The organism is Acidobacteriota bacterium, assembly GCA_034211275.1.
Lineage (GTDB): Bacteria > Acidobacteriota > Thermoanaerobaculia > Multivoradales > JAHZIX01 > JAGQSE01.
This window is the reverse complement of sequence record JAXHTF010000071.1, coordinates 17,166-28,365: the sequence shown is the minus strand read 5'-3', so window position 1 is coordinate 28,365 and position 11,200 is coordinate 17,166. Positions and strand designations below refer to the sequence as shown.

The window sequence follows — 11,200 nt, the reverse complement described above, 5'->3', positions numbered from 1 at the left end:
GAGCGGGACGGTGGCCCCCTTTTCGTTTCCGCCCCCGGGGGGGCGATCCCCAACCCCGGTGGAGGCATCACCTCAACCCACCCTAATCCGCGGGTCAGCAAGGGGACCTTCGTGGGGGGGTTGGAGGATGTCTTCGCCGGGGGATTCTTACCTCAACACCCCGGAAAAACCGCACTCCATCCCGAGCAATCCCCGGTCTCGAACCCGTCGGTGAAGAACGGCTCACGGCACGTGGCCGGCACCGCGAAGCCGTTGGTGACCTGGGTGGATTGGGGGGAGGGAGAGATGGCGTCGGTGCCCATGCCGACGGTGGCGAAGGCTTCCCAGAGGGGGCAGACGTCCGCCGGGTCGGCCAGCTGGGCGGCGGCGAGGAGGGCATTGCGGGCGTCGAGAAAGGACGGGTTGCACGGGGCCAGCTGGAGCCCTGTGATCATGTAGGAAAGGATGCGCTGGTTGCCGGCACCGCCGTTGGGGTCTTCGAGGTCGGGATCGAAACCGTGGAGGTCGATGAGCGCCCAGGTGGCATGCCATAGCCCCTGAGCCCACACCGCACCGATGGCGAAGGAGTTGCCGGCGGTGATGATGGTCTCGTAGGTCCAATCGTTGATCGCCGGATCGGTGCTGTAGGGAGCGCCGCGGGCGCCGGGACCGTCCGTTGGCTGGCCGAGGAAATAGGTGGCATAAGGCCGCGGGTCGGTGCCGGCGTCACCGGGCTCGATGGTGAAGAGCAGGCCGAGGTAGTCCGCCCAACCCTCCACCGGATTCTGCAGATTCAGATAACAGCTGGCATTGGACGGCCCGCCGAGGAGCCGATGGACCAGCGCGTGGCCAGCGAGGTGCAGCATGGCGACGCTGTCGTGGGCCGTGTCCCGGGTGACGCCTCCGACGGTGCAGGGAGAGAGGATCAACGACCCCGAGGCACCGTCCGGCGGAATGGAGACACTGGCGGCGCAGCTGGCGTCATAGCGGAAGCGCACGCTCAGAGGATCGCCGCCGACGCCCCCTTCCCCGTAGTCGTTGACCTGAAAATTCCCTGCCGGCGAAGTAAAGCCGTGGCGGTAGGTGACGTCGTGGAAGAGGTTGTACCAATAGAAAGCGTTGGTCTGGGAGGCGGCGGTGTAGGTTTCCGGCAGCTGGGTCAAATCGAGGGGAAAGTTGCACTCCAAGTCCGCACCGCAGTCGGGGACGGGAAGCGGCGGATTGCTGTCCTGGCTGAAGACCAGCACATTGTTGCCCTCGAGGGTGGTGTGCTCCGCCCCCGCCATGCCGTCGGTATCGTGCCAGCCGAAAGGCGAGGCCAAGGGGTCTGCCGGGGCCACCACCGTCAGCCGCCCGTCCGCCGGAGGCAGCGGTGTGGTGTGGTTGGGGCTTTCCACCGGAATCGGATAGACCGTGTACTCGGCGCCGGAGCCGCCATGGGCTGGCATCGCCAGAACCAAACCCACCGCCAGCATCGAAGCCCACGCAAATCCCAGCAAGCACCAACGGCACAGGCCGGCACCGCGGCCGGCTACCGGACCTCGAACCTCGATCATCATGACAGTCCTCCGAATGTTCGAGATCAAGATATCACTCGCCTCCATCTCGCATAGACTTGGGGCATGCAGCTTTCCTTCCTCGCCGCCAAGCTCGCCCCGAGACTCGGGATTCCGGTTCTCGTGCTCCTCGTGCCTCTCCTCAGCACCGGCTGCTTCGTGCATCGGCCAGCCTGGGAAACGGCGCCGGTACCGACAGCCCCCCGCACACAGGAGGAACGAAGCGAGGTCGATGAGCTGGTCCAGCGAGCCGAAGCGCTGCAGGAGCGAGCCGGAGACCGGCAAGCGGTGGAAGCGGCGTTGGGAGCGTGGAAGGCAGTGTTGGAGCAGGCTCCGGGGCATTTCGAAGCCCTCGACGCCCGCAGCGAGCTCTATCTATTGCTAGGCGCCGCCTATGCCAGGGATCGAGAGGAGCAACGGCACTTCTATCGGCGAGCCCTGGAGACTTCCGAGGCCGCTCTCTATACCCTCCCCGCCTTTCGCCGCCGGGTGCAGGCGGAAGAGCCCTTCTGGCAAGCGGTGAGCGAGGTGGGGCCGGAAGGGATGCACTCCATGCACGTGTGGGCCACCGCCGTCTTCTATCTCTATCGCGACACCATGGGCTCGGCGCGGCGCGTCCTCAATGTGCGCTGGCTCCGACGGGCCGAAGCGGTGATGACTCACATGGACAGCGTCGACCCGGACTGGTCCGGAGGCCTGCTGCACTTCGCCTGGGGCATGTACTACTTCGCCCTGCCGCCGGCGGCTGGCGGGGACAAGGAGCGGGCCGAGGAGGAGATCGCCCGAGCCCTCGAGCTGGGGCCGGATTGGATCGTCTATCGTTGGGGCCGCGGGCGCTATCTATGGCTCGAAGCCGGCAACCGGCAGCGCTTCGAGGAGGATTTGGAGTGGGTCCTGGCCCAGGACCCGGCCACCGCCGGCAGCCCCTATTGGTGGAATGTGTACTTCCAACGGGAAGCCCGCGAGCTGCTCGATCGAGCCGACGAGCTCTTCCCTGCCCGCTGATCGCTTCCGGCCTTTCCTCCGACCCGCAGACTCAGGGCTCGTGGGTCGCCAGGTACTCCTCCCAAACTTAGATCAAACCTCGCTAGGCTCCAGAGCCCCGGACTGAATCGGCTGGCATGATATTTTGAAGCCGTGAAGAATCACTTCTAGGATCCTGGACAGGGAGACTGCAGTCATGACCATCACTCTCAACTTGACGGAAGAGCAGGAGCGCGAAGTGCTCCAGAGCGCCGCAGGGCAAGATGCAGCCCAGCTTCGAGCGGTTCTCGAACAGGCTCTCGAAGAAGTGGTCCAGAAGCTGCTGCGGGCCTCCGGGACCCGGGAAGATCTGAGCGGAGAGGAGTTTCAGGGTCTCGCCGCCGAGCTCGCGCGGAATATCGCCGCCACTCCGCATCACCACCCCCTCCCTGCCGACGCCCTCACACGGGAAGATCTCTACCGCGAGCATCCGTGAGCAGTCCCTCCCAGACAAGACTGCTCGATACCAACATCCTCATCCGCTTCGCCGACACAGCGGATCCCCTCAACGAGACCGCCCCAGCCGATTTGGTGAAATCCCAGCCCTGAGAACCTGGACTGAGAATCCGGCCGGAGAACCTGACTCAGGGCTCGTGGGTCGCCAGGTACTCCTCCACGGTCCCCCGCAGCCGAGTCATCCCGCCCTCGGCACCGATCTCTAGAGCCTCTTCGGCGCTCTTGCCGTCCACATGGTAGGCCTTGAGGGCGAGGAGCGCGCCGACGCGGTTGCCGCTGCCGCAGTGGACAACGGTTGGCTCCCCCTCAGTCTCTTCGAGGGCCTTGGCCAGGCGGCGGGCGTTGTCTTCGGTGAGATCCGCGGCGGAAGCGATGGGGATCTCGATGTACTCCAGGCCCAACTGCTCCGCCAGCGCCGCCTCGTCCCAGGTCCCCGCCTCGCCCGGGCCGCGCAGGTTGATGATGGTGCGGTAGCCCGCAGCGGCGGCGGCCTTCATCTGCTCCTGGGTGATCTGCCCGCCGGTGAGCAGGCCTTCCATCGGCTGGCGGGCATTGAGCAAGCCGATCTCCGGCGCGGCGGCCGGCGCCGCCTCGGTGGTATCGGCCACCGCGGCGGCCTGCAGGGGCGCGGCCTGCATGGACGAGGACAGCGCGGCGAGGGCCACGAAGCTCAGGCCGAGAAAGATCATCAGCGGCGCGAGGACGGTGCGGAGGGTTTTGCTGGACAGATTCATGATTCAGAGCTCCTGAGCTTCAGTTCGAAGATTTCCTTGGGCGGCGCTCGGCAAGCCGGGCCTCGGTCTATGAGAGACATGAAGCGGCAGCGAGGTTCCCACGCGGCACCCTATCCGCCCGGAGGGCCCTCCGCCAACTCCTGCCGTAGCCCGGCCTTGGCGTGACTCCACCATGAGCTGCTAAACTCTCGAAGCAAGGATCCTCTTGATCAGAGTTCATTGCATCTACCTCGCGGCCCGGTGTCGCCGAGGCCGATGGCAACCCCTACTCGGAGGTCCCCCCGATGCCCATCGACCACCAGCTGCTGCAGCGTTTCGAAGACGCCATGCTCGACTCCGGCTGGGGCCGGCGGCTGACCCAGGACTCTCCCATCCTGCCCGACGTCTGGGTCGCCTACGCCAAGAATCCCCTGGCCCGCCTGGACCTTCTGCTGACTCCCCATTGGGGCACCAGCGCCGGCCAGCTGGCGAAGAAACTCTCCGATCGGCTGGCGCAGGAGCGCGACACCGAAGTCTGGGAGTCCGGCTGGGCCAGCGGGAACAGAAACTCCCCCCGCATCGCCTACACCAACACCACGGTAGCGGTGCGGCTGCGCTTTGACGAGCTGATCCGCGTGGTGCTGCCCATGACCCAATGGTGGGAGAAGTATCTCTGGGAGGACTCCGGGGACAGCGGTTCCGCCTCCGATCGTCCCGAGGGTGGCGTCGCCGAATTGTTAGAGTCCGACGAAGTGATCCGGCTGGTGGCGGAGCTCCTGGTGGACTCGCAGCTCCTGCGCAGCGCTCTGGGGCAGGACTTCGAAGGTTTCCCAACCGTTACTTCCGACCTGCTGTGGATGACCCGGCTGGTGGGCCTGGTGGCGGTCCGGGGGCGGCATCTTCAACAAGATCCTCAGTCGGAAGCCTCGGACTTCGAGAACTTTCTCGGCCGGCCCCAAGGGACCTCGCCGACCACCGCCGAAGAACGGGCCGAGCTCCGGCAGCAGCGGCTGGAAGCCGCCCGCCGGATGATCGAGGCCACCCGCGAGCTCGTCGTTGGCATGGACGAAGCCCGGGACGACGCCCCGGCGGTGTGGATGGTGAACCGCAACCGGCCGGCGGAGGCGTGCATCTTCGACTCCGCTCTGGCGGTCAAAGCCGACGCCGCCCGCCGCCTCTTCGACATCGACTGCTCCGGCCTCACCTGGGCGGTCATCGACAGCGGCATCGACGCCACCCACCCGGCCTTCGCCGAGCGCGACCCGCGCAAGGAACACCGGCCACCGACACCACGGCGGAGAGCCAAAAAGAGAGCTCGTCGGGCTGAGCAGGACGCGGACTCCAGCGCCTCGGAGGCCAGCACCGCCAAAGCCTCCCCGGGGGCCCCACCGGACCACCACCCCTTCCGCTACAAGAGCCGGGTCCAGGCGACCTACGACTTCTCGTTAGTGCGCTACCTGCTCTCCCCCAACACCGAGGCTCTGGAGGAAGACATCGAGCAGCTGCGCAAAGAGCTCCGCAGCGACCCTCGCTCCCCGCGCTCCCGCGCCCGCTTCTCCCGGCTCTTCTCCCTGGAGGGCTTGCTCGGCCTCCTCGCCACCTGGAGCGGCAGCAGGCTCGAACAACGAAAGACCTTTCTGCAAGACGAGCTCTCGGCCTTCCAAGCCTTGTCGGAGGACGGCCCGGCCCTCCCCGAAGGCCTCCAGCTCTTGCTCGAGGAACTCCAAGAGCGGGATCGCCGGGAGCTCGAGGCCCTCGCAGAGGCCCAAGCCGCAGGAGCCCCTCAGGGACGCACCCTGGAGGACAAAACCCAGAAGCTGCGGGAGAACCTCCAACTCGGGCGGGCGGTCAATTGGTCGGAGCTGGAGGATTACCTGAACATTCCCCACGACGAAGGCTACCGCGTGCCGGAACACAACCACGGCACCCACGTCGCCGGCATCCTCGGCGGCGAGTGGCTCACCACCGATGCAGTGCACGGCAATGGCGCCTACCTGGACGAGAACGACCTGGTAGGGGTCGCCCCGGACATTCGGATCTATGACCTGCGGGTGCTGGGTGACGACGGCACCGGAGACGAATTCTCGGTCATCGCGGCGCTGCAATTCGTCCGCTACCTCAACGAGAACAGCGAGGTGATGAAGATCCAGGGAGCCAACCTCTCCCTCTCCATCCATCACGCGGTGAGCAACTACGCCTGCGGCCGCACCCCGGTGTGTGAAGAGAGCGAGCGGCTGGTGAGCAACGGCGTGGTGGTGGTGGCGGCGGGGGGCAACGGCGGCTACCTCAAGCTCCGTACTTCCGATGGCCGCATCTCCGAGGGCTACGCGACGGTGAGCATCACCGATCCCGGCAACGCCGAAGAAGTCCTCACCGTCGGCGCCACCCACCGAGCGTTCCCCCACGCCTACGGTGTGTCCTACTTCTCCAGCCGCGGTCCCACCGGCGACGGGCGCCTGAAGCCCGACCTGGTGGCGCCGGGGGAGAAGATCACCGCTCCCGTGCCCGGCGCCCAGATGGCCCGCCTCGACGGCACCTCCATGGCCGCTCCCCACGCCAGCGGCGTCGCCGCCCTGCTCATGGCCCGGCATGCCGAGCTCATGGGCCAGCCACGGCGGATCAAAGAAATCCTCTGCGCCACCGCCACCGACCTGGGCCGCGAGCGCTACTTCCAGGGCGCCGGCATGATCGACGCCCTGCGGGCCCTGCAGTCGGTTTGATCGAGGAAGCGGTGCTCATCTTCCACCAACCTCGACCATCGCCTCCATGTATCGCCTGAACGATTAGGAGACCCACGCCATGCTCTTCACCCTCGAAGCTCTGGAAGCCAAAGAAGGCGACTCGCTCCTGCTGCACTGGGGCGATCCCGATGCGCCGCACCTGATCCTCATCGACGGCGGCCCCCGCGGGGTCTACAACAAGACCCTCAAGCCCCGGCTGCTGGAGCTGCGGGAGGCCCAGGACGACCCCGACGAGCCCCTGCGCATCGAAATCTTGATGGTCAGCCACATCGACGCCGACCACATCGCCGGCATCCTCGATCTGACCAACGCCATGATCCGCGACCGGGAGCGCAACCGCCTGCCTCCCTACCGCATTCTCACCCTCTGGCACAACAGCTTCGACGACCTGGTGGCCGGCGAGGGCGCCGACCTGCTCTCCGCCGTCGGCGCCTCGGTGGCTGCCGCCTCCGCCGCCGGCACGCCCCTCCCCGGACTCCACCTCAGCCACCAGAGCGAGCTGGTGCTGGCGGGAGTCAGCCAGGGCCGCAGCCTGCGCCAGAACGCCGAGCGCCTGGCCCTCAACCTCAACAGCCCCTTCGCCGAGCTGGTGCAGTCGCCGGAGCAGGGGCGGGCGGAGGTGGAGCTCTCCGAAGGTCTCAAGCTGACGGTCCTCGGGCCGGACAAGCCCCAGATCGACGAGCTGCGGGAGAAGTGGAAGAAAGACTTGCCCAAGATCCTGGAGAAAGAAAAGGCGGAGACCGAGGCCGCCGCCTACCTCGACAGCTCCGCCGCCAACCTCTCCTCCATTTCGGTGCTGGCGGAGGCGGAGGGCAAGAAAATGCTCCTCACCGGCGACGCCCGCGGCGACTGCCTGCTCCAATGGCTGGAGGCCGCCGGCTTCCTCACCGACGATCCGGACAGCCAATTCGAGGTCGACGTGCTCAAGATGCCTCACCACGGCAGCATCCACAACGTCGACGAAGACTTCTTCCGCCGCCTACCGACGCAGAATTACGTCTTCTCCGCCAACGGTCGCCACGACAATCCGGATCTGGAAACCCTGGAGATGCTCTCCAAGGTCCGCCAGGACGACGACTTCACCATCTGGCTCACCAACCACACCGAGTGGAGCGACGAGCATTTCGAGAAAGAATACGCCGCCGGCCGCCGCTACGAGGTGATCCACCGCGACGAGGACGACCTGTCGGTGGTGTTGGACCTGGGGGACGACGAGCTGGATCGGTAGCCCTGACCTCCGCTCCGAACCATGCTAACTTTGCGCGGCATCTTTAGATCGCAAATTCGGAGGGGAGACCATGGCTGAAGCGCACGGACCGGTGTCGACGACCACCAAGCTGCCGCCCACGGCATACGAGCTCAAAGAGGGGGAAACCTACACGCCCCTGACGGCGGGGCAGAAACTCACCGAGTTCACCATCAAGGCGGTGATCACCGGCGCCATCCTTGGCGTCATCTTCGGCGCCGCCAACACCTACCTGGGTCTCAAGGCCGGCCTCACCATCTCCACCTCCATCCCAGTGGCGGTGCTGACGGTGGTGGCCTTCCGACTGCTGGGCATCTTCGGGGTGCGGCACTCGATCCTCGAAGCCAATATGTCCCAGACCATCGGCTCGGCGTCGTCGTCGGTGGCCTCCGGCGTGCTCTTCACCATCCCCGCCCTCTTTATCTGGAACATGGCCCCGGCGTGGCGCCAAATCACCCTCCTGGCCATGGCCGGCGGCCTGCTGGGCGTGCTCGCCATGATCCCCCTGCGGCGCTATCTCATCGCTAAGGAACACGGCAAACTGCCCTACCCCGAAGGCCTGGCCTGCGCCGAGGTGCTGGTGGCGTCGCAGAACGCCGGCAAGCAGGCGGCGCCGGTCTTTTGGGGCCTGGGCGCCGGCATGCTGTGGAAGCTTCTCACCGACGGATTCAAGGTGGTGGCGGGCAAATTCGAGCTCGCCATCGCCGGCAAGGCCAAGCTGGCCATCGGCGTCTCTCCGGCTCTCATCGGCGTCGGCTACATCCTGGGTATCCGGGTGGCGACGGTGATGGTGGCCGGCGCCGCCCTCTCCTCCTTCGTCATCATTCCCGCCATCGATTGGTGGGGTGCTTCCCAGGCGGCGCCGGTCTACCCGGAAACGGAGCAGCTCATCTCCGCCATGAGCGCCGGCGACATCTGGAACCGCTACGTGCGCTACATCGGCGCCGGCGCCGTGGCCACCGGCGGTCTGATCACTCTCATCGCATCCATTCCCACCATGTTGGAGTCCTTCAAGCTCGGTTTCGCCCAGATCAAGAAGACCGCGACCTCCGGTGATGGTGCCTCCGGCGACGGCGACGCCAGCGACGCCACCCCGCGCACCGAGCGCGATCTCTCCTTCAAAACGGTGCTGCTCTTCGTCGGCTCCATCCTGCTGGCCCTGACCTTGATCCCCAACGTCCTCGGCGCCATCGACAGCATTTTGGCCCGCGGTCTGGCAGCGGTGCTCATCGCCGTCTTCGCCTTCTTCTTCGTCACCGTCAGCTCGCGCATCGTCGGCCTGGTGGGCGTCACCTCTAACCCCACCTCCGGCATGACCATCGCCACCCTCTTGGGCGTGTCCATGATCTTCTTCTTCCTCGGCTGGACCGACACCGCCGGCAAGGCCACCGCGCTGATGGTGGGCACGGTGGTGTGCATCGCCGCCTCCATCGCCGGCGACACCTCCCAGGATTTGAAGACCGGCTACCTCCTCGGCGCGACCCCCCGCTTCCAGCAGATCGGTGAGCTGGTGGGCGTCATCACTTCCGCCGGCTTCGTGTGTGCGGTGGTGATGCTCCTCGACAGCAACGTCCAAGGCGGTCTCGGGGGTGAGGAGCTTCCAGCTCCCCAAGCGGTGCTCATGAAGCTGGTCATCGACGGCGTCCTCGACCAAAGCCTGCCCTGGCCCCTCATCGGCATCGGCGTCGGCATCGCCCTCATCGCCGCCGCCTTCCGCGTCCCGGTCCTGGCCTTCGCGGTGGGCGTCTACCTCCCCCTCTCCACCATGGCCGCCGTCTTCGTCGGTGGCGTGCTGCGCTATCTCATGACCCGCAAGCAGCCCGAAAAGGAAGCCGAGCGGCGCCGCGAACAAGGCGTCCTCTTCGGCTCCGGCCTAGTCGGCGGCGGCGGCCTCACCGGCGTCCTCCTAGCCGCCTGGGTCGGCATCTCCGGCGGCGAGAAGATCACCGGGTTCCCGCTGGGCCTGGGTCCCGTGGGTACGCAGGTGGTGGCGCTGGTGGCCATCGCAGGGATCGCTGCACTGACGATGTACTTCGCGAAGAAGCGGTTGGAGTAAGCAGGAAAGGCCGGCTGGGAAGCCGGCGCTCCCAGGGGCGATGGAGAAGCTGGTTCCTCGGATCCACCGTGGGACCTTGCTCACAGGAGATCTGGGAGACGCTCTAGAGTCGGATTCCCGAGCTTTCAGAACTGGCCTGCGCATAACAGCCTGCGACTACACCATGATAATCTCTCAAAAAAACCCTAAGCTCTCATAGAACAATATCAGGCACCAACAGACTACTTAAGAGAACGGCATGCTTACAACGCTAGAACCACTTCACTCCCTCCGAGACAAGCGCATTGACGCCATCACAACCCTCGCATCAATAAGCATGGGCGACTACTTGAATTTGGTAGAGGGTGCAGAAGAGAATCTCACTATCCAACGTAGGATTCTCTCACGACGCAGCTACTACGAAAGACTACGCCGCGACGTGCGTCGCGGAGGCACCCTACCAGTAGTTGTGCTCGCAGTGGCCGAGGAACACGACATACCCCACGAAGAAGACTGTCCAGATATTCAATCTCTAAGAAGGCTCACCTCAGACAAGATCTATATCGTTGACGGCCTGCAGCGTACACACCACCTGCGCCTACTACGCGATGAGATCGAGCAGGACGGAGATCCCGAAGAGCTTGCTGCTTTCCTTGCACAAGAGCTGCGACTAGAGATCTGGACCTCCATCAGCTTTCCCTCAATCCTTTACCGCATGATGCTTCTCAACGCAGCTCAAACCCCAATGACGCTGAAGCATCAGCTAGAAATCGTCAACCTGCATCTCATCGAAAAGCTTAGAGGAGCCGACGAGAGCTTCGAAATATTTAATGACAAGGACCCCAGAAGGCGAGTGCACGCTAAGCAATATCAAGCCGCAGACTTAGTAGAAGCTTTCACGGCCTTCATGAAACGAACTCCCTTTATCGACGCCAAGTCTCAAGTCTTAGAAGAGATGGACCAAGAAAGCTTCATGGGAAGCTTTGACGAAGCTCGGGTCGAGTCTGATATCAACGAATTTATCTCACTGCTAGGCAGCTTTGACCAGAAGATGGAAGAGTCATACCCTGCTGACCAAAAAGCTCCAGGCAGCCTAGACCTTGAGGATGAACCCATTCGCCACGCAGTTGAGACTGGAGTCAAGTTTCTTGCAACGAAACCCTACTTGCTGGGCTTCGCTGCCGCTGCAGGGTTCACGACTGAGAAATCGGAGGATGCGAAGAGCTTCAGCAACGCAGCTCAGCGGCTGCTCTCGTACTTTACCCCATCGTCTGATGACCCAATCTCCCTAGCGACATTCAATCGCCTCCTTCCAGAACTCCTAGCCGACTCAAAGAAGATTGGAGACACACAGCGGGAGTTCGTCTTTCATGCCTTACATCATGCCATGATGGACGATACCGCTGATGACTTCTCTACACACTGGAAGTACGCTGCTCGCCGCGTGTAGA

8 protein-coding genes are annotated in these 11,200 nt (G+C 64.7%); 6 read left to right on the top strand and 2 right to left on the bottom strand.

The window, feature by feature from the left end; all coding sequences use genetic code 11:
• Positions 1-152: 152 nt before the first annotated feature.
• A complete protein-coding gene (locus SX243_12795; GenBank protein ID MDY7093842.1) occupies positions 153-1,538 on the bottom strand; it encodes a M36 family metallopeptidase in 1,386 nt (461 codons plus the stop codon).
• A gap of 63 nt (positions 1,539-1,601) precedes the next feature.
• Between SX243_12795 and SX243_12790 the strand changes: the two genes are divergently transcribed.
• Positions 1,602-2,540: a TRAP transporter TatT component family protein gene (locus SX243_12790; GenBank protein MDY7093841.1), complete on the top strand. Its 939-nt coding sequence runs from the start codon at positions 1,602-1,604 to the stop codon at positions 2,538-2,540.
• Between the two features lie 175 nt (positions 2,541-2,715).
• Complete coding sequence (locus SX243_12785; protein MDY7093840.1) at positions 2,716-2,994, top strand: hypothetical protein; 279 nt, start codon at positions 2,716-2,718, stop codon at positions 2,992-2,994.
• A 148-nt stretch (positions 2,995-3,142) separates the two neighbouring features.
• On the opposite strand, the gene SX243_12780 is transcribed toward SX243_12785, so the two are convergent.
• A complete protein-coding gene (locus tag SX243_12780) occupies positions 3,143-3,748 on the bottom strand; it encodes a protein tyrosine phosphatase family protein (GenBank protein ID MDY7093839.1) in 606 nt (201 codons plus the stop codon).
• Positions 3,749-4,032: 284 nt separating this feature from the next.
• On the opposite strand from SX243_12780, the gene SX243_12775 reads away from it, so the two are divergent.
• The 4 genes from SX243_12775 to SX243_12760 all read left to right on the top strand — a co-directional run bounded on the left by SX243_12775 (position 4,033) and on the right by SX243_12760 (position 11,199).
• A complete protein-coding gene (locus SX243_12775) occupies positions 4,033-6,447 on the top strand; it encodes a S8 family serine peptidase (GenBank protein MDY7093838.1) in 2,415 nt (804 codons plus the stop codon).
• A gap of 79 nt (positions 6,448-6,526) precedes the next feature.
• Positions 6,527-7,696: a hypothetical protein gene (locus SX243_12770; protein MDY7093837.1), complete on the top strand. Its 1,170-nt coding sequence runs from the start codon at positions 6,527-6,529 to the stop codon at positions 7,694-7,696.
• Positions 7,697-7,766: 70 nt separating this feature from the next.
• The gene (locus SX243_12765; GenBank protein ID MDY7093836.1) at positions 7,767-9,770 is read left to right on the top strand and encodes an oligopeptide transporter, OPT family; all 2,004 of its coding nucleotides are present in this window, start codon (positions 7,767-7,769) and stop codon (positions 9,768-9,770) included.
• 238 nt (positions 9,771-10,008) lie between these two features.
• Positions 10,009-11,199, top strand: a complete 1,191-nt coding sequence (locus tag SX243_12760) for a hypothetical protein (GenBank protein MDY7093835.1) — start codon at positions 10,009-10,011, stop codon at positions 11,197-11,199.
• The last annotated feature ends 1 nt before the right edge of the window (position 11,200 follow it).

What these genes read in the sequence shown, in the direction of transcription:
- SX243_12795 (MDY7093842.1), bottom strand. Translation starts at nt 1,538, where the DNA reads ATGATGATCGAGGTTCGAGGTCCGGTAGCCGGCCGCGGTGCCGGCCTG.
- SX243_12790 (MDY7093841.1), top strand. Translation starts at nt 1,602, where the DNA reads ATGCAGCTTTCCTTCCTCGCCGCCAAGCTCGCCCCGAGACTCGGGATT.
- SX243_12785 (MDY7093840.1), top strand. Translation starts at nt 2,716, where the DNA reads ATGACCATCACTCTCAACTTGACGGAAGAGCAGGAGCGCGAAGTGCTC.
- SX243_12780 (MDY7093839.1), bottom strand. Translation starts at nt 3,748, where the DNA reads ATGAATCTGTCCAGCAAAACCCTCCGCACCGTCCTCGCGCCGCTGATG.
- SX243_12775 (MDY7093838.1), top strand. Translation starts at nt 4,033, where the DNA reads ATGCCCATCGACCACCAGCTGCTGCAGCGTTTCGAAGACGCCATGCTC.
- SX243_12770 (MDY7093837.1), top strand. Translation starts at nt 6,527, where the DNA reads ATGCTCTTCACCCTCGAAGCTCTGGAAGCCAAAGAAGGCGACTCGCTC.
- SX243_12765 (MDY7093836.1), top strand. Translation starts at nt 7,767, where the DNA reads ATGGCTGAAGCGCACGGACCGGTGTCGACGACCACCAAGCTGCCGCCC.
- SX243_12760 (MDY7093835.1), top strand. Translation starts at nt 10,009, where the DNA reads ATGCTTACAACGCTAGAACCACTTCACTCCCTCCGAGACAAGCGCATT.